19 protein-coding genes are annotated in these 17,797 nt (G+C 67.8%); 12 read left to right on the top strand and 7 right to left on the bottom strand.

Annotated features, from left to right (window positions below):
- Positions 1–104: 104 nt before the first annotated feature.
- Both ACSYS9_RS03710 and ACSYS9_RS03715 read left to right on the top strand, forming a co-directional pair.
- Positions 105–2,426, top strand: coding sequence for a DUF1631 domain-containing protein (locus ACSYS9_RS03710; RefSeq protein WP_049463516.1), 2,322 nt, complete (start codon positions 105–107; stop codon positions 2,424–2,426).
- 52 nt (positions 2,427–2,478) lie between these two features.
- A complete protein-coding gene (locus ACSYS9_RS03715) occupies positions 2,479–3,558 on the top strand; it encodes an NAD(P) transhydrogenase subunit alpha (protein ID WP_032130088.1) in 1,080 nt (359 codons plus the stop codon).
- A gap of 100 nt (positions 3,559–3,658) precedes the next feature.
- Here ACSYS9_RS03715 and ACSYS9_RS03720 read toward each other — a convergent pair whose 3' ends face one another.
- The 3 genes from ACSYS9_RS03720 to ACSYS9_RS03730 are packed head-to-tail and all read right to left on the bottom strand — an operon-like array spanning position 3,659 to position 5,031.
- Entirely contained in the window at positions 3,659–4,120 is a 462-nt protein-coding gene (locus ACSYS9_RS03720; RefSeq protein WP_049463518.1) for a DUF3106 domain-containing protein, read from the bottom strand.
- 3 nt (positions 4,121–4,123) lie between these two features.
- Complete coding sequence (locus ACSYS9_RS03725; protein ID WP_032130086.1) at positions 4,124–4,450, bottom strand: hypothetical protein; 327 nt, start codon at positions 4,448–4,450, stop codon at positions 4,124–4,126.
- Complete coding sequence (locus ACSYS9_RS03730) at positions 4,447–5,031, bottom strand: RNA polymerase sigma factor (RefSeq protein ID WP_080356593.1); 585 nt, start codon at positions 5,029–5,031, stop codon at positions 4,447–4,449. The genes ACSYS9_RS03725 and ACSYS9_RS03730 overlap by 4 nt, the downstream gene beginning before the upstream one ends.
- 98 nt (positions 5,032–5,129) lie before the next feature.
- Here ACSYS9_RS03730 and ACSYS9_RS03735 point away from each other — a divergent pair, with 98 nt between their 5' ends.
- A complete protein-coding gene (locus ACSYS9_RS03735; RefSeq protein ID WP_005408173.1) occupies positions 5,130–5,450 on the top strand; it encodes an NAD(P) transhydrogenase subunit alpha in 321 nt (106 codons plus the stop codon).
- Complete coding sequence (locus ACSYS9_RS03740; protein ID WP_005412324.1) at positions 5,447–6,907, top strand: NAD(P)(+) transhydrogenase (Re/Si-specific) subunit beta; 1,461 nt, start codon at positions 5,447–5,449, stop codon at positions 6,905–6,907. Before ACSYS9_RS03735 ends, ACSYS9_RS03740 begins: the two co-directional genes overlap by 4 nt.
- 318 nt (positions 6,908–7,225) lie before the next feature.
- On the opposite strand, the gene ACSYS9_RS03745 is transcribed toward ACSYS9_RS03740, so the two are convergent.
- Entirely contained in the window at positions 7,226–7,645 is a 420-nt protein-coding gene (locus tag ACSYS9_RS03745; protein WP_049463520.1) for a hypothetical protein, read from the bottom strand.
- Positions 7,646–7,767: 122 nt separating this feature from the next.
- Here ACSYS9_RS03745 and sufT point away from each other — a divergent pair, with 122 nt between their 5' ends.
- The 6 genes from sufT to ACSYS9_RS03775 all read left to right on the top strand — a co-directional run bounded on the left by sufT (position 7,768) and on the right by ACSYS9_RS03775 (position 13,778).
- Positions 7,768–8,319, top strand: a complete 552-nt coding sequence (sufT, locus tag ACSYS9_RS03750) for a putative Fe-S cluster assembly protein SufT (protein ID WP_005415385.1) — start codon at positions 7,768–7,770, stop codon at positions 8,317–8,319.
- A gap of 59 nt (positions 8,320–8,378) precedes the next feature.
- On the top strand, positions 8,379–9,473 hold the full coding sequence (locus ACSYS9_RS03755) for a branched-chain amino acid aminotransferase (protein ID WP_049463521.1): 1,095 nt from the start codon (positions 8,379–8,381) through the stop codon (positions 9,471–9,473).
- A gap of 174 nt (positions 9,474–9,647) precedes the next feature.
- The gene (locus tag ACSYS9_RS03760; protein ID WP_049463522.1) at positions 9,648–10,304 is read left to right on the top strand and encodes a hypothetical protein; all 657 of its coding nucleotides are present in this window, start codon (positions 9,648–9,650) and stop codon (positions 10,302–10,304) included.
- Positions 10,301–10,636: a transcriptional regulator gene (locus ACSYS9_RS03765; protein ID WP_012510131.1), complete on the top strand. Its 336-nt coding sequence runs from the start codon at positions 10,301–10,303 to the stop codon at positions 10,634–10,636. Before ACSYS9_RS03760 ends, ACSYS9_RS03765 begins: the two co-directional genes overlap by 4 nt.
- A gap of 1 nt (position 10,637) precedes the next feature.
- On the top strand, positions 10,638–11,660 hold the full coding sequence (locus tag ACSYS9_RS03770) for a M23 family metallopeptidase (protein ID WP_049463523.1): 1,023 nt from the start codon (positions 10,638–10,640) through the stop codon (positions 11,658–11,660).
- Between the two features lie 378 nt (positions 11,661–12,038).
- A complete protein-coding gene (locus ACSYS9_RS03775; RefSeq protein WP_004144921.1) occupies positions 12,039–13,778 on the top strand; it encodes a S8 family peptidase in 1,740 nt (579 codons plus the stop codon).
- Between the two features lie 120 nt (positions 13,779–13,898).
- On the opposite strand, the gene ACSYS9_RS03780 is transcribed toward ACSYS9_RS03775, so the two are convergent.
- The 3 genes from ACSYS9_RS03780 to wrbA all read right to left on the bottom strand — a co-directional run bounded on the left by ACSYS9_RS03780 (position 13,899) and on the right by wrbA (position 15,389).
- The gene (locus ACSYS9_RS03780) at positions 13,899–14,384 is read right to left on the bottom strand and encodes an asparaginase domain-containing protein (RefSeq protein WP_049463528.1); all 486 of its coding nucleotides are present in this window, start codon (positions 14,382–14,384) and stop codon (positions 13,899–13,901) included.
- 79 nt (positions 14,385–14,463) lie between these two features.
- The gene (locus ACSYS9_RS03785; protein ID WP_032130425.1) at positions 14,464–14,799 is read right to left on the bottom strand and encodes a DUF2069 domain-containing protein; all 336 of its coding nucleotides are present in this window, start codon (positions 14,797–14,799) and stop codon (positions 14,464–14,466) included.
- Positions 14,796–15,389, bottom strand: a complete 594-nt coding sequence (wrbA, locus tag ACSYS9_RS03790) for an NAD(P)H:quinone oxidoreductase (RefSeq protein WP_049463524.1) — start codon at positions 15,387–15,389, stop codon at positions 14,796–14,798. The genes ACSYS9_RS03785 and wrbA overlap by 4 nt, the downstream gene beginning before the upstream one ends.
- A gap of 77 nt (positions 15,390–15,466) precedes the next feature.
- Between wrbA and ACSYS9_RS03795 the strand changes: the two genes are divergently transcribed.
- A complete protein-coding gene (locus ACSYS9_RS03795; RefSeq protein WP_032130426.1) occupies positions 15,467–16,741 on the top strand; it encodes a YihY family inner membrane protein in 1,275 nt (424 codons plus the stop codon).
- Positions 16,738–17,310, top strand: a complete 573-nt coding sequence (locus tag ACSYS9_RS03800) for a TlpA family protein disulfide reductase (protein ID WP_049463525.1) — start codon at positions 16,738–16,740, stop codon at positions 17,308–17,310. The genes ACSYS9_RS03795 and ACSYS9_RS03800 overlap by 4 nt, the downstream gene beginning before the upstream one ends.
- Positions 17,311–17,797 lie beyond the last annotated feature (487 nt).

The following is a 17,797-nucleotide window of genomic DNA, read 5'->3' on the forward strand; positions in this document are numbered from 1 at the left end:
ACGGGCTGGCCGGCCTACCATCGACGTACCGGCACATGGGGTGTGCCGGCCGTCGCGATGTCCATGCTGTCTGTCGTACCAGAGAAGGTGGGGAGCCTTCCCGAATGATGAGCGCGCCCACACCGATGGGATCGCCGGGCCGTGACCCGGTCCAGCTTCAGCGTGCCCGGGACATGGTCCTGCCGGCGCTGTGCCAGGCGTTCGGGGCCGCACTGGCGCGTTTCGACGATGCACTGTTCGACCGCGCCGGCAATGCTGGCTCGTCGCAGCTGCTGTTCCTGGATGCGATGCGCGAGCTGCGCCGTCGCCGTGAGGACATCGCCGCCGCCTTCGCCGGCCACCTGCAGCGGGCCTGGGATGCACTGGCCAGTGGCGAGCCGTTGTCGGCCGAAGCCACCCTGTCCGGGCCGGCCGAGGATGGCCTGAGCCTGCTGGCTGAACATGTACTGGAATCGCGGCTGGCGGTGCGCAATTTCGCCACCGTGCTGCTGCGTGACTTCAAGCCGGTGCTGGCGCGGCTGGACCGCCGCCTCGGCCGCCTGATCGGCGGCGCCGAGCTGGATGCCGATCACAACCCGGTCAGCCCCGAACATCTGGGCGTGGCCATCCATGAGGCCTTTGCCGGCTGCGAACTGGCGCCGGAAGTGCACCTGGTGCTGATCAAGCTGTGCGAGCGTGACCTGCGCGCGCCGGTGGGCCGCATCTACGAGAAGCTGGACGAGCAGCTGGCCGCCGCTGGCGTGATGTCGCAGATGGGGGCGCCGCGGCGTCCAATGTCTGCCGCGCCCGACCCGCGCATGGCGCCCGGGTCGGACGATCTGGTCGAGCCGCGCCACGCGGCGGGCTTCGAATCCGAATTCAGCGATGATGAACAGGCCGCGCCGGCCTGGGCACAGCGCTTCGCTGCGCGCTGGTCCGAGCGCCGTGGCCACATGCAGCAGCACCTCGGGAGCGAGGATGCCGGCAACGGCGAGGCGTATGCCGGCCAGCAGGGAATGCTGCTGGAGGCCCTGCATGAGCTGCTGCAGCAGACCCGTCACGTTCGCGAGGACGCCACCTCGGCAGCGCAGGTCGCGGTCGGCCAGCACCGCCCGTTGAGCCAGCGCGAGATGATGTCGGTGCTGTCGCTGCTGCAGGCCACGCCCAGCGCCACCCTGCGTGCGGCCATCGGCGAGGACGGCGAATCACTGGCGCAGCGGCTGAAGAGTGAAGTGCTGTCCAGCGCCACCCGTCTCGGCGTCGATCCTGGCCAGACCCGGCTGGACCCGCAGGACGAAGATGCGATCGATCTGGTCGGCATGCTGTTCGACGTGATGCTGGACGAACGCGAACTGGAAGGTCGCTCGCGCGAGCTGATCGGCCGCCTGGTGGTGCCCTTCGTCAAGGTGGCGATGCTCGACCGCCGCATGTTCGTGCAGAAGACCCACCCGGCCCGCAAGCTGCTCAACTCGCTGGCCGAAGCCTGCGAGGGCAATACCGGCGAAAGCCAGGCCGAGCGCATGCTGATGGCCAAGGTCGAGGAAATCATCGAGCGCCTGGTGGCCGAGTTCAACGAGAACCTGGCGATCTTCCTGACCCTGGAAGAAGAATTCCGCGAGTTCCTGGTGCAGCATCGCCGCCGCGTGGAGATCGCCGAGCGCCGCGCCGCCGAAACGCAGCGCGGCCAGGAGAAGCTGGAAATGGCCCGCAGCCGGGCGGGTGCCGAACTGGATCGCCGCATCGGCGATGCCACCCTGCCGCCGGCCATCGCTGAGTTCCTGCGCCAGCCATGGCAGCACCACCTGACCCTGGCGCTGCTGCGCGAGGGCGAGGAGGGCGCGTCGGTGGCCGAGGCACTGAGCCTGGCTGACGGCCTGCTGGAGGAAGTGGCCGAGGCCCGCCGCCAGATCGTCGGCAAGCCGTGGCTGCAGGCCTGGCAGCCGGTGCTGGCCAAGGTATTTGCCAGCGTCGGCGTGCACGGCGATGCCGCCACCGGTGCCATCGACGCCCTGCACGACACCCTGCAGGGCATTGCGGAATCGCGACCGGAACTGCAGCGCGCGCTGCCGGAGCTGCCGCAGGTTGCCTTGCCGGCGCCGCCGGTGGCTGAGTCGCCAGCGGTGGAGCTCGGCGGGCAGATCGACGCCGACGATTTCGACAACGCCGACGCCGACCGCTTCCGCCGCATGGAAATCGGCAACTGGCTGGACTTCGTCGACAAGGACGGCAAGGTGCAGGCCGGCAAGCTGTCCTGGGTCAGCCCGATTTCCTCGCGCCTGCTGTTCGTCAACCGCCGCGGCGTGCGCTTCTGCGTGGCCTCGCCGGAAGAACTGGCAGTGATGGTGCGGCTGGGCCGCCTGCGCGCCCACGTCGACGATGGCGCCTTCGACAGCGCGATGCAGGGTGTGATCGATCGGCTGGACCCGGGCAGCGCAACACTGCACTGAGCCGTGGCCGCCTGCTAGGATCGGGAAAACTCACCGATCAGCGGGGACCTGCATGGCCGTGGCGTTGCTGGGGATCAAGGAGACCGCGCCGGGCGAACGGCGCGTGGCGTTGACGCCGGAAACCGCGCGCAAGCTCGGTGCCTTGGGCATCACTGTCTGGTATGAGGCCGGCGCCGGTCTGGCGGCGGGATTTACCGATGCTGCCTATGACGACGCCGGTGCACGTGTGTTCGATGTAGGTCGCTGGGCCGAGATCGATATCCTGCTGTGCGTGCAGGCACCGCCGGTGGCGGTGCTGGAGCAGCTCAAGCCCACTGCCAGCGTGGTCGGCCTGCTGACCCCGGCCAGCGATCCGGCGCTTGCGGCATTGGCCGCTGGCGACCGCCTGCACCTGTTCCCACTGCAGCAGCTGCCGCGCACCACCCGCGCGCAGGCGATGGATGTACTCAGCTCGCAGGCCGGCATGGCCGGTTACAAGGCGGCACTGATCGCGGCCGAGCGTGCGCCGCGTTTCTTCCCGATGCTGACCACCGCCGCCGGTACCGTGCGCCCGGCCAAGGTGCTGGTGATCGGTGCCGGTGTGGCCGGTCTGCAGGCCATCGCCACCGCGCGTCGTCTCGGTGCACAGGTGGAAGGTTTCGACGTGCGCCCGGAAACCCGCGAGCAGATCCAGTCGCTGGGCGCGCGCTTCCTTGATCTTGGTGTGAGTGCAGCCGGTGAAGGCGGCTATGCGCGTGCGTTGACCGATGAGGAACGCGCCGAGCAGCAGCGCCGGCTGGCCGACCACCTGCGCAGCGTGGATGTGGTGATCTGCACGGCAGCGGTACCGGGGCGACCGGCGCCGACGATCGTGACTGCCGCGATGGTGGAAGGCATGGCCACCGGCAGCGTCATTGTCGATCTGGCGGCAGAGAGCGGCGGCAACTGCGCACTGACCCAGCCGGGGCAGTGCATCGAACATCAGGGCGTGACCATCGATGGCCCGCTTGGCCTGGCCAGCCGCGGCGCGACCCAGGCCAGCGAGATGTACGCGCGCAACCTGCTCAACTTCGTCGCCTTGTTCGTGCGCGAAGGGGAGCTCAGTTTCGACTGGGACGACGAGTTGCTGGCGAAGACACGCTGGCAGGCGTGAGCCGGTAGCGCCGGTTGCCTTCCCGGTAGATCCACGCCATGCGTGGAGGAACGGCCCAGCGTGCGGACCAGGGTCCGCACCCACCCTGCGGATGCCGGCGTTACCGCGGCTTCGCCGGCGGCGGGTTGTCGCGCACCCAGTCCTTGCGTTGTTCCGGCGTCATCTGCGACCAGCGCTCGCGCAGGGCGTCGCGCTGTTCCGGCGGCATGTTCCGCATCTGACCGAACAGGGCCCGGGCCTGCTCACGCTGTTCCGGGTTCATGTGCTCGAAGCGGCGCAGGCCACGGCGGGCCTTGTCGCGCTCCTCCGGGCTCATCGATTGCCAGCGCTGGCCATGCGAAAGCATGCGCTGGCGCTGGCCGGCATCGGCGCTGTTCCAGCGGTCGCGCAGCGGCGCCAGCAGGGATTCGCGCTGCGCTTCGCTGAGGTGTTCCCACGCCGGCAGCGGTGCGGCCGGCGCAGGGCGTGCGGCAGGGGCGGGCGCGGCGCTCTGCGCCAGGGCCGGGAAGGCCGGCAGCAGCAACAGGGTCATCAGCAGGGGCAGGGTGTGCAGTCGGGACATGATTCACTCCATCGCCAGGTCGGTATCGCCCAGCCACAGGTACAGATCGGGATTTTCGTCGTAGAGCGCGCTGTTGTCTTCCGCCGAGGCAAGCACAGGTGCCGGCGCAGGGCCCGTCAGGGTGCCGTGGCCGGTGAACTGCAGGCCGATACCCAGTGCCACCACCAGTGAACAGGCACTGGCCAGCCACCAGCGCCAGCGCCCGCGATGGGCGGCCGTGGCGCCGTGGCGAGCCTGGCGCAGCCGGGCCAGCGTTGCCGGCGACAGCGCGTGCAGCGACTGCGCGTGCAGGCTGCGCAGGGTGTCATCGGAAGGCAGGGAGCGGTTCACGGGTGGGTCTCCAGATAATCCTGCAGCGCCTGGCGGGCGCGTGCCAGATGGGTTTTTACCGCGCCTTCGCTGCAGCCCATGGCGCGGGCGGTGGTGGCCCCGTCCAGGTCCTGCAGCACGCGCAGGGTGAAGGCCTCGCGCTGGCGGGCGGGCAGGCGGCGCAACGCGTCCACCAGCTGTTGGTACTGCTGGCGCTGTTCGTGCGCCTGTGCCGGGTCCGGGCCGGGGTCGGCCCAGTCGATCTCGCCGCCGTCGGCGTCCTGGTTGTCGCGCCAGAACGGCAGTCGGAAGCGGCGCCGGCGCTGCACGTCGATCACGCGCCGGCGCAGGATGCTCCAGAACAGCGGGGCCCATTCGGCAGCCGGCTTGTCGGCGTAGTCCAGCATGCGCAGCAGCGCGTCCTGCACCGCGTCCATGGCGTCTTCGCGCTGGCGCAGGCCGGCCTCGGCGAAGCGGAACGCGCGCGGGCCAACACTGGCCAGGAACGCCTCCAGCGACGCCGGCAGGGCATCGGTCTCGGCGCTCGGGGGGACGGGGCTGCTCACCAGCACAGGGTACGGTTCCTCGCTCGGGGTCACCATCGACAACGCGTGAGCGCGGCTTCGGTTGACGCCGGGCGCGCACCGGGTTCAGCCCATGGTTATGATGGGACGACGAAGACAGAGCAGGAGCGTTGCCGGTGAGTGACGGGTTCGTAGCGCTGTACATCTTCATGCTGGCAGCCATCGCCGGCCACGTGATCATTTCGCGGGTGCCGGTGATCCTGCATACCCCGCTGATGTCGGGCTCCAACTTCATCCACGGCATCGTGCTGATCGGTGCAATGGTGGTGCTGGGGCACGCGCAGACACCGCTGGAGAAAGCTCTGGGCTTCCTCGCCGTGGTGCTTGGTGCCGGCAACGCCGCCGGTGGCTACGTGGTCACCGCGCGCATGCTGGAAATGTTCAAGCCGAGCGCGCCCAAGGGCGGCAAGGACGAGCCGAAGGAGCCGCAGGCTTGAACATCAGCACCGTCGAACTGCTCGATTGGCTGGTCAAGGCCAGCTACCTCGTCGCCGCCACGCTGTTCCTGCTGGGCCTGCAGCGCATGGCCTCGCCACTGACCGCGCGCAGCGGCATCCGCTGGGCCGGGCTGGGCATGCTGCTGGCCACGGCGGCGACCTTCTTCCTTCCCGAACTGCACAACGTGCCGCTGATCCTGGTGGCGCTGCTGCTCGGCGCGGGCCTGGCCTGGTGGTCGGCCGGCAAGGTTGCCATCACCGACATGCCGCAGATGGTGGCGCTGTACAACGGCATGGGCGGTGGATCGGCGGCGGCGATCGGCGCGGTGGAGCTGCTGCGCTACGCCTTTCTTGCCAACCGCGATACCAGCCACTGGAGCGCGCAGGCGCTGGCCGACCTCGCCGCGCGCCAGCCGTCGGGCACGGTGCTGCTGCTGGCGGTGGTCGGCGCAGCGATCGGCGCGGTGTCGCTGTCCGGCTCGGTGATCGCCTGGGCCAAGCTGGATGGACGCCTGGACAAGCGCGTGACCTGGCCGGGCCAGCAGGTGATGAACCTGCTGGTGGCGCTGGCGGTGGTGGTACTGGCGATCATCGCCGCCAGCACGCTCAGCACCTGGGCGATCGTTGCCTTCTTCGTACTTGCGCTGGCGCTGGGCGTGCTGATGACGCTGCCGATCGGTGGCGCCGACATGCCGGTGGTGATCTCGCTGTACAACGCGTTCACCGGCCTGGCGGTGTCGTTCGAAGGTTACGTGCTGGGCAACGAAGCATTGATCATCGCCGGCATGATGGTCGGCGCGGCGGGCATCCTGCTGACCCGGCTGATGGCCAAGGCGATGAACCGGCCGATCCGCAACGTGCTGTTCTCCAACTTCGGCGGTGGTGCTGGTGGCGAAGCGCAGGCGATCAGCGGCTCGCAGAAGCCGATCGAAGCGGCTGACGTCGCCGCGATGATGGCCTTCGCCGAGCGCGTGGTGATCGTGCCTGGCTACGGCATGGCCGTGGCGCAGGCGCAGCACAAGATCTGGGAGCTGGCGCAGCGGCTGGGCCAGCGCGGGGTGAAGGTGAAGTTCGCGATCCACCCGGTGGCGGGGCGCATGCCGGGGCACATGAACGTGCTGCTGGCCGAGGCGGGTGTGCCCTACGACCTGATCGCGGACATGGACGACATCAACCCGGAATTTGCCAACACCGATGTGGTGCTGGTGATCGGCGCCAACGACGTGGTCAATCCGGTCGCACGAACCGATCCGGCCAGCCCGATCTACGGCATGCCTGTGCTGGACGTGGTCAATGCGCGCAACGTGGTGGTGATCAAGCGCGGCAAGGGCACGGGCTTCGCGGGCATCGAGAATGCGCTGTTCTACGCCGACAACACCCGCATGCTGTATGGCGATGGTGCGGAAGCGGCGGCCTCGCTGGTGAGCGAACTGAAGGCGCTCGACGGCGGGCATTGAGCGGCGGCTGCATCGGGTAGGTGCGGACCTTGGCCCGCACGCATTTGCCGGCCAGCGGCCGGCACTACCCCCATCCACGCATGGCGGCTGTGCCCGGTAGGTGCGGACCTTGGTCCGCACGTTTCTGCCGGCCAACGGCCGGCACTACCGAATCCCTGCGTGGTGGTTGCATCTGGTAGGTGCGGACCATGGTCCGCACGGTTCTGCCGGCCAGCGGCCGGCACTACCCCCATCCACGCATGGCGGCTGCGCCCGGTAGGTGCGGACCTTGGTCCGCACGCATTTGCCGGCCAGTGGCCGGCACTACCTGCCGGTGGGTCAGCGCGCCAGCCAGGCGCCCACGGCCAGGCCCAGGGCCAGCCACAGCCACTCCACCGCGCCATTGGCCAGGGTGATCAGGGTCCAGGCCAGGTGCGGGCCCATCCGCATCGTGGCGTCCCACAGGTCCAGCCCGATCGAGCCGCCCATCCAGGCGCTGGCGATGGTCCAGTTGGCCACGGCCGCCACCAGCAGGGTGCCCACCACGACCAGCACGATGCGCAGCCGGCCCGGGCCGAGCGTACCCATGCGCAGCATGAACACCAGTTCCAGGGCGGTCAGTACCGCCATCCAGCCGACCTGCCGGCCGGTCATCAGCGCCAGCACCATCCAGGCAAGGGGAGCAACAAGCAGACCCAGCAACAGCATGATGGGCCAGAGCCAGGTCACGGTCCTGGCACGCGCGGCATTGGAGGACATCGAAGCTCCCTGAAGATCACCCACAGGATACTGTGGTTTGCCGCAGTGCACCGGCGGCGGCAGGGCGGCTGGGCTAGAATGCCGTCTTGCGTGGCCTTGGCCACGGCCCCATATCGGTCCCCATGTATTCCCGTAGCAGCGAACCTGTCCACTTCGAACGCGATTGCGAGGCCGTGATGGTCCCGCAGGGCGACACCGTGACCCTGCCCGCCGGCAGCTATGGGTACATCACCCAGGCGCTGGGCGGCAGTTATTCGGTGTTCGTCGAGGGCAACCTGTTCCGCATCGCCGGCAAGGACGGCGACGCCATCGGCAAGGAGGCACCGGCACCGCTCGAGCTGCCGGCTGACGCCACCGATGAACAGGTGGAACAGCTGGTGTGGCAGCAGCTGCGCACCTGCTTTGATCCGGAAATTCCGGTGAACATCGTCGAACTGGGCCTGGTCTACGAGGTCGAGATCAAGCACCTGGACGAAGGCAAGCGCGAGATCGACGTGAAGATGACCCTGACCGCACCGGGCTGCGGCATGGGCGAGATCCTGGTCGACGACGTGCGCAGCAAGCTCGAAATGATTCCGACGGTGGCCGAGGCCGACGTCGACCTGGTGTTCGACCCGCCGTGGAACCAGCACATGATGTCCGAGGCGGCCCGGCTCGAGACCGGCATGCTTTGACCCACGGCCCGCAGTGGCGCGGGCCGGGCATTACCCGCAACCAGAACAGGAAATCTCCGGTGTCCCAGTCCATTCCCAGCTTCGCCGTCACCCGTTCGGACCACCCGCGCAGCGCTGAAGAGCGCGCCCAGATCCTGGAGAAGCCGGGTTTCGGCCTGCACTTCACCGACCACATGGTGGAAGTGCGCTGGGACAAGGACACCGGCTGGCACAACGCCAACGTGCGCGCCTATGGCCCGCTGCAGCTGGACCCGGCCGCGGCCGTGCTGCACTACGGCCAGGAAATCTTCGAGGGCATCAAGGCCTACCGCCATGCCGACGGTTCGATCTGGACCTTCCGCCCGGATGCCAACGGCCGTCGCCTGCAGCGTTCGGCGCAGCGCCTGGCGCTGCCGGAACTGCCGGTGGAGATCTTCGTCGAATCGCTGAAGCAGCTGATCGCCGTCGACAGCGCCTGGGTGCCGTCGGCCGATGAGTCGAGCCTGTACTTCCGTCCGTTCATGATCGGCGACGAAGCTTTCCTCGGCGTGCGCGGCGCGCACAAGGCCGGCTACTACGTGATCGCCAGCCCGGCCGGCCCGTACTTCGCCAAGGGCGTCGCCCCGGTGTCGATCTGGCTGTCGACCGAGTACGCACGTGCGGCCAAGGGTGGCACCGGTGCCGCCAAGTGCGGTGGCAACTACGCCGCCTCGCTGCTGCCGCAGCAGAAGGCACAGGCACAGGGCTGCTCGCAGGTGCTGTTCCTCGACCCGGTCGAGGGCAAGTACCTGGAAGAACTGGGTGGCATGAACGTGTTCCTGGTCTACAAGGACGGCACGCTGGTTACCCCGCAGCTGTCGGGCAGCATCCTCGAAGGCATCACCCGCGAGAGCATCCTGCAGCTGGCCCGCGACCGCGGCATGAAGGTCGAAGAGCGCAAGGTCAGCATCGACGAGTGGAAGGACGGCGTTGCCTCCGGCGAGATCACCGAAGTGTTCGCCTGCGGCACCGCGGCGGTGGTCACCCCGATCGGCCAGCTGAAGGGCGAAGGCTTCTCGGTGGGCGACATCAACGCACCGGCCGGCGAAGTGACCATGTCGCTGCGCAAGGAATTGACCGACATCCAGTACGGCCGCCTGCCGGACCGCCACAACTGGCTGGTCAAGCTGGGCTGATCGCCCGCGTTGAACCGGTAGCGCCGGGCCATGCCCGGCGGCTCTTCTTGAAAGCCCGTTCCAGTGACGGGCTTTCTGCGTTGTGGGCCCGCCCGTCGACGGCAGCAGACGGGCGATTGACGCAAATAGGTTTGCACTGCAAACTAAATTCAAGCGACCCCGATGGAGCGTGTCATGCAGCAGCCGTCCGTCATTGATCCTTCCTCGCGCCTGCAGGCGCTGACCCGTGAATATTCGCGGTACTCGCGAAGTGCCGGGGGCCTGTCGGCGATGGCAGGCGGCATTGCCTGCCTGGCCTCGTTCCTTGCCGGCGCGCTGCTGCCGACCACCCTGGCGCTGCGCATCGTGCTGATTGCCGTGCCGGTGCTGTGGATCGTCGGCAAGCAATGGCTGGCACGCCGTTACTACCAGCGGCTGGGACAGGTCGAGGAGCAGGTCACGCCGGTCGAGCGCAATTTCCAGCGCTTCTTCATTGCCTTCACCGCGCTGGTAAGCGTGCTGGTGATCGGCAGCGTGCTGACCCGGCTGGCGCCGATGGGCGAGCTGCCCTGGGACCTGCGCGCCATCGGTTACCTGGCCGTGGTAGCGCTGCTGCCCTGGGTGGTGTGGCGCTGGCTGCGTACACCGCTGGAGTTCATCGTGGGCGTGTTCCTGTTGTGCCAGGCCGCGCTGGCCTTCACCGGGCAAACGTATGGCTTCGGCCCGAGCACGGCGGTGTTCCCGCTGGCATCCATCGCACTGATCGTGGTCGGCTGGCGTGACCACCAGCGCTTCCACCGGCTGCAGGTAGAGATGCGCGCGTTCATGGCGGCGCGGACGAACGCCGAATGACCCAGCTGCCTGACTCCAGAGCGCTGCTCCAGCTCGACCGCTTGATCCACGAGCCGGCACGCCTGCTGATCCTGTCGATCCTGGCAGGTGCCGAATCCGCCGAGTTCGGTTTTGTCGAACATCTCAGCGGGTTGAGCAAGGGCAACCTGTCCAGCCATCTGAGCAAGCTGGAGGCTGCTGGACTGGTCGCCATCGACAAGTCGTTCCGCGGCAAGCGCCCGCTGACCACCCTGCAGTTGACGCCGATGGGCCGCACTGCCCTGGCCGAGTACCGCACACAGCTGGCGGCGATCGTTGCCGGCATTCCCGATCCGGATCGAAAGGACGCCTGACATGACATTGCTCCCGCGCCTGTTTGCAGTTCTGGTTGTTTCCTTCTCTGCCCTCATCGGCGCGGCTGCGGCTGCAGATCCGCGCCAACAGGGAGCTGCGCTGACCACGCAGTTCTACGAAGGGCACATCGACGCACTGTGGGAACGGATGACGCCGCAGATGCAGGCGGGGCTGCAGTCCCCGCAGAACCTGGTGGCGCTGCGCGAGCAGGTGCTGGCGGGCTGGGGCGCAGAAACCGAGCTGGTCAGTGAGAAGGTCGAGAAGGTTGATGGATTCGACACCTATCTGCGGCAGGCGCGCTTCGCCAGGAGCCCGGACCTGATCCAGGTGCTGTGGGCCATCGATGCCGACGGGCGGATTGGCGGCTTCTACATCCGCCCGCTACAGACCACGCCGCCGCAGGCCGCAGCGAGCGGGTTCCTCGACTACCAGACCCGCACACGGCTGCAACTGCCGTTCGACGATGAGTACTTCGTGTTCTGGGGCGGGCGTACCGTCGAACAGAACTACCATGCGGCCCATGCCGGCCAGCGCTTCGCGCTGGATCTGCTGGTGGTCCGCGATGGCCGGTCGCACCGTGGCGATGGCCTGCGCAACGATGATTACTACTGCTTCGGTCGCCCGATCCTCGCGCCCGCCGACGGCACGGTGGTGGAGGTGATCGAGGGTGTCGCCGACAACGTGCCGGGCCAGATGAATGCCGCCCAGCTCACCGGCAACCGCGTCATCCTCGACCACGGCAACGAGGAATACTCGGTGCTGGCGCACCTGCGCCAGGGCAGTGTGCGTGTGGCGCAGGGACAGGCTGTCCGCAGCGGCGCGCACCTCGGTGACTGTGGCAACAGCGGCAACTCCTCCGAGCCGCACCTGCACTACCAGCTGCAGGCCGGGCCCGTGTTCGGTGTCGGCGAAGCGCTCCCGGCACAGTTCTCCGGTTATGTGGCCGATGACCAGCCAGTTGCACGCGGCGAGCCGGTCAAAGGTCAGCGGATCCGGCCGGCGCGCCTCCCGCAGGCAAAGTAGTCAGCGCGTCCGACGCGATGGGCAGGCACGCCGCGGGCACGCTGCGCCGTCGTTGGTGTCAGCAGTGGACGCCGATGTCGGCAAAGTCATCGCAGGACACGTGATGACCCAGTCAGGTGCGTGCAGGGCAGGAGAAAGTTCCTTCACCTTCACAAACCCTCGACCCGAAAAGTCTCAGAACGAACATTTCATCTTGCTGAAAAGACGCTGAAAATCTTGTGGTGTCCGGTTTTGGTCATTAGCGTCATCTGCACGGCGGATCGTTAGGGGGATCCGCTGGCTCGCCGGACTTCGAACCTCGCCAACGCAAGCCAGCCCAGGGTTCGGGCCGGTGCTTCTGCCGATTCCGGCATTCACACCACAAGAAAGGGAAATACGATGTCCCAGGTAACGCAACCGCGTGTGCGTCGAGTGTGGGTGGTCCTTGGTGCGTCCGTTCTGTCATCGCTGCTGCTGGCCACGCCTGCGCTGGCCGGTGATGTCCAGCTCAGCGGCCTGCAGTCCGCACAGACCCACCAGCGTTTCATCGTGAAGTACCGCGACGGCAGCGCGCCGGTGGCCAACACCACCGCACTGGCCTCTTCGCTGAAGAGTGCCGCCGCCGGCCTGGCCAGCAGCCAGGGCCGCGCGCTGGGCCTGCAGCAGGTCCGCAAGCTGGCCGTCGGCCCGACCCTGGTCAAGACCGATCGTCCGCTCGACCAGGCCGAATCCGAGCAGCTGATGCGCAAGCTGGCCGCCGACCCGAACGTGGAATACGTTGAAGTCGACCAGATCATGCGTGCCACCCTGACCCCGAACGACACCCGCTTCAGCGAGCAATGGGGCTTCGGCACCTCCAATGCCGGCATCAACATCCGGCCGGCCTGGGACAAGGCCACCGGCACCGGTGTGGTCGTGGCGGTGATCGACACCGGCATCACCAACCACGCCGACCTCAATGCCAACATCCTGCCGGGCTACGACTTCATCAGTGATGCGGCGATGGCGCGCGACGGCAACGGCCGCGACAACAACCCGAACGATGAGGGCGACTGGTACGGCGACAACGAGTGCCAGGCGGGCTACCCGGGTTCGAACTCCAGCTGGCACGGTACCCACGTGGCCGGCACGGTAGCGGCGGTGACCAACAACAGCACCGGCGTGGCAGGTACTGCGTTCAACGCCAAGGTCGTGCCGGTGCGCGTGCTCGGCAAGTGCGGCGGTTACACCTCCGACATTGCCGACGCGATCGTGTGGGCGTCCGGCGGCAGCGTCAGCGGCGTGCCGGCCAATGCCAATCCGGCCGAGGTCATCAACCTCTCGCTGGGCGGCGGCGGCAGCTGCTCGACCACCTACCAGAACGCGATCAATGGCGCTGTCGGGCGTGGCACCACCGTGGTGGTCGCCGCCGGCAACAGCAACACCAACGTGTCCTCGTCGGTGCCGGCCAACTGCCCGAACGTGATCGCAGTGGCGGCCACCACCTCGGCCGGTGCACGTGCCAGCTTCTCCAACTATGGCAACGGCATCGATATCTCGGCACCGGGCCAGGGCATCCTGTCCACCCTCAACAGCGGCACCACCACCCCGGGCAGCGCCAGCTACGCTTCGTACAACGGCACCTCGATGGCAGCACCGCACGTGGCCGGCGTGGTCGCGCTGATGCAGTCCGTAGCCCCGAGCCCGCTGAGCCCGGCGCAGGTGGAGAGCATCATCAAGAGCACCGCACGTCCGCTGCCGGGCGCCTGCTCGGGCGGCTGCGGCGCAGGCATCATCGACGCCGACGCGGCCGTGGCTGCGGCGATCAACGGTGGCGGCCCGAACCCGGGTGGCAACGTGCTGCAGAACAACGTTCCGGTGACCGGCCTGGGCGCTGCCAGCGGCGCTTCGCTGAGTTACACCGTGAACGTTCCGGCCGGCAGCACCCAGCTGCGCGTGGCGATCAGTGGCGGCAGCGGTGATGCCGACCTGTACGTGCGCCAGGGCAGTGCCCCGACCGATACCGCCTACACCTGCCGCCCGTACCTGAGCGGCAACAGCGAGACCTGCACCATCAACAGTCCGGCTGCCGGCACGTGGTATGTGCGGGTGAAGGCCTACAGCACCTTCTCGGGCCTGACTCTCAACGCCCAGTACTGAGCCCAAGCCCCTCTCCATGGGCACGCCCCGGCTCCGGCCGGGGCGTTTTTGCATGGGGACGCGCGGTGATGCGAGCCGCCGCGTCGTGGTAGGTGCCGACCTTGGTCGGCACGCTGTTCCTCAGACCGATTCGAAGCGGTTCGCGGCGACGTTCTTGCGCACGTGCTGCGGGTCGAAAATCCGCCCGTTCATCGCGATGTACACGCCGCTCGGCAGCGACTGCACCGCACCGATCGCGCAGCCGATGTTGAACTCCGCATCCGAGCCGCGGAAACGCGCCGGGCTCAGCGCGCCGGTCATCACGATGGTCTTGTCCGCGATCGTCGCCAGCACCTTGCCGGTCTGCACCATCGAATCGGTGCCGTGGGTCACCAGCACGTGGCGGGTCGGCTGTGCGGCGATGGTGGCGCGGATCAGTTCGCGGTCCTCATCGTTGATGTGCAGCGAATCCTTGCGCAGGATCGGAATCACGTTGAAGCGGAACGTCACGCCCAGCTCGCGCAGGATCATGCCGATCTGGGGGTCGCCGATCTGGTAGTCCGACTTGTCGTCGAAGTAGATCTTGTCGATCGTGCCACCGGTGGTGACGACCAGGAGCTCTTCCATCATGTGCATGCGCGAAACCAGGACAGGTACAGCGGCGCGGGGCCAGGAACACAGATGATACGGCCCGGCGGCCGCAGCGTCAGCGTCGCTTGCCGAAGCGGGCGCGCAGCCCGGGGAGGCTGGCGCTGAAGATCACCAGCAGGGCCAGCGCGATCTCGATCAGCGCCAGCCAGCGTGTTTCCGGGTGGCTCCAGGCACTCATCACCCCGTGGCTGAACCAGCCCAGGGCCAGCACCGAGGCCCAGAAACCGGCCTTGCGCCAGCCCAGTCGCAGGGCAACGGCCAACGCCAGCGGCGGCGCGGTGAACACCAGCTGGGTGGCCAGCCAGTGTTTGTCATTGATGAACCAGCCGGCGAACAGCGCGGCCAGCCCCATCAGGGCCAGCAGCAGGACCGTGCGCGGCGCCGCGCTCATCGGGCCAACCGCTGTGCGATGTCGGCCACCCGGCGGCCCAGCGCGCGCGCCAGCACGGCTTCATCGTCGGTCGGCTGCGGGTCGTCGGCTGCACCGGCCACATGGCTGGCGCCATACGGCGTGCCGCCACTGGTGGTGTGGCTCAGCGCCGGCTCGGTGAACGGGATGCCGACGATCACGCAGCCATGGTGCAGCAGCGGCACCTGCATCGACAGCAGGGTCGATTCCTGGCCGCCATGCATCGAGGCGGTGGAGGTGAACACGGCGGCCGGCTTGCCGGAGAGGGTGCCGTTGACCCATTCGGCGCCCAGCCCGTCCAGGAAGTGCTTGACCGGCGCCGCCATGTTGCCGAAGCGGGTCGGGCTGCCGAGCAGCAGACCCTGGCATTCGACCAGGTCCTGCACGCTCACGTAGGGGGCACCATCGTCGGGGACCGGCGGCTGTGCGGTCTGGGTCACGGCGGCCACCGGCGGCACTGTGCGCAGGCGCGCGGTCATGCCCGGCACTTCGCCGATGCCCCGCGCGATCTGGCGCGCCAGCCGTGCCACTGAACCGCCCCGGCTGTAGTACAGCACCAGAATCTCGCCCATCGTGCCCGCTTCTCCTCGTCGTGTGGCCACCAGTATGGCTATCCTGCGAGCATTCCGCATCGGGTACCCTTTCGCCGATGGAACCTTTGGATACGCTCAACCTGTGGATGGAGCGCGCGCGGGATCGCGCACGGGCCATCAGTTTCGGCCGCTTCCTGTGGCATCGCTTCCTCGACGACCGCCTGTTCCAGGCGGCGGCGGCGCTCGCGTACACCACGGTGTTCGCGCTGGTGCCGCTGGCCATCGTGGTGTTCGGCGTGCTCTCGGCCTTCCCTGTCTTCGACCGCTGGAGCGACCAGCTCAGCGATTACGTCTTCTCCAACTTCGTGCCCAACGCCGCGCGTGCGGCCGAAGGCTACCTGCGGCAGTTCTCGGCCAGTGCCGGGCAGCTCACGGCTGCCGGCTTCATCGCACTGGTGGTCTCGTTGCTGATCACCCTCAACAGCGTTGAAGAGACCTTCAACCAGATCTGGCGGGTCGGCTCGACCCGGCCCAAGCTGACCCGCTTCCTGGTCTACTGGACCGTGCTGACCCTGGGCGCAATGCTCGCTGCCGCTTCGCTGGCGGTGTCGGCGCGGGTGTTCGCGATGCCACTGTTCGGCACCCAGGAGGGCCGCTGGCTGGCCGAGTTCGCGCTGCGGCTGGCGCCGATCCTGATCGAGTTCGTCTGCATCACGCTGATGTTCCGGGTGGTGCCGCACCACACCGTGAAATGGCGGCACGCGGTGCCCGGCGCGATTCTCGCGGCGGTCATCCTGGAACTGGTGAAATGGGGCATCGGCGCCTACCTGGGCAGCTTCCAGTCCTACCAGAAGCTCTACGGCACGGTCGCCTTCGTGCCGATCCTGCTGCTGTGGATCTACCTATGCTGGGTGGCGGTGCTGCTGGGCGCGTCGCTGTCCTCGTCGATGGCCGCCTTCCGCTACCAGCCGGTGGAACTGCGCCTGCCGCAGGGCTACGAGTTCTATGGCCTGCTGCGCCTGCTCGGCCGCTTCCACCATGCCCGAGCCAAGGGCAAGGGCCTGGCCGATGATGAAATCCTGCGGCTGGAGCCGATGCTGACCGATTCGCTGCTGCAGGACCTGGCCTGTAACCTGCAGGAGATCGGCCTGCTGCGCCGCGATGAACGTGGCGAATGGCTGCTCTCGCGCGACCTGGACCAGGTCAGCTTGGCCGATCTGTACGAATGTACCCAGTTGCGCATTCCGGTAGCCGAGCAGCATCTGCCATACCGCGACGACACACTGGGCCGTGCTGCGCTGGCGGCACTGGACGATCTGCGGCTGCCCCTGCGCGAACGCCTCAAGCGCAAGGTCAGCGATATCTACACCGATTCCGGAGACATGCCATGACCCGCAAGACCCCGTTGCTGCTGCTTCCGCTGGCCCTGCTGCTGGCGCTGTCGGCCTGCAAGCCGGCGCAGGAGCCGACCCCCGCCAGCAGCCAGCCGCCGGCACAGGCTCCGACGCCGACCACACCGGCACCGGTCGAAGAGACCCCGGCCGAGCGCACCACTGCCGAGTTCCCCACGCTGAGGATGAAGGCGGTGGATGGCAGCGACTACGACCTGGCGGCGCACCGCGGCAAGTGGGTGATCGTGAATTTCTGGGCGACCTGGTGTGCCCCGTGCCGCAAGGAGATGCCGGAGCTGTCGGCGCTGCATGCGATGCGCAGCAACATCGAGGTGGTTGGCCTGGCCTATGAGGATATTGAGGTGCCGGAGATGCAGTCGTTCCTGACCAAGCATCCGGTGACCTATCCGATCGTGATCGTGGACCCGTTCGATCCGCCGGCGGACTTCGCCACGCCGCGAGGCCTGCCGTTGACGCATCTGCTGGATCCGCAGGGCAAGCTGGCGCACACCTTCCTCGGCCCGGTGACGGCCGCCGACATCGAAAAGCAGATCGCTGCTGCCAAGTAATGGGGTTGGGCGGCAGGGCCTGCGGCCCTGCACCCGCGGTAGTGCCGGCCGCTGGCCGGCAACCCCAGCAACAGCAAAAGCAACAGCCCAAGCGGGGTTTCCTGTGGGTAGGCGGGGTGGGTCCGGTGGCGGGGGGCGCTGCAAGTACGTCCATGTAAGCTCGGTCGCCGCATCCATGCGGCTCACGCCCCCGCCACCGGACCCACCCCGCCTTCGACAGTTCTCCGCGATCTGTCGGAATGCATGGCCTGCTCTTGGTGGGTGTCGACCTTGGTCGACACGTAGATCCACGCCATGCGTGGATGCTCTTCGTTCAATTGTCGAAATAATCGATTTCAATGGAGATTCATCCACGCATGGCGTGGATCTACCTCCGTCACCGGAAATCCGTCGGGAATGGGGCGGTGTGGGTTGGCAGGACCGTTGGCGCCATGGATGGCGCCATCGAGCCCCCATGGATGGGTTTACGGCGTGTCCTGCCAACCCA

It is taken from the genome of Stenotrophomonas sp. STK17_22, assembly GCF_051983905.1.
GTDB classification, from domain to species: Bacteria; Pseudomonadota; Gammaproteobacteria; order Xanthomonadales; family Xanthomonadaceae; genus Stenotrophomonas; species Stenotrophomonas maltophilia_A.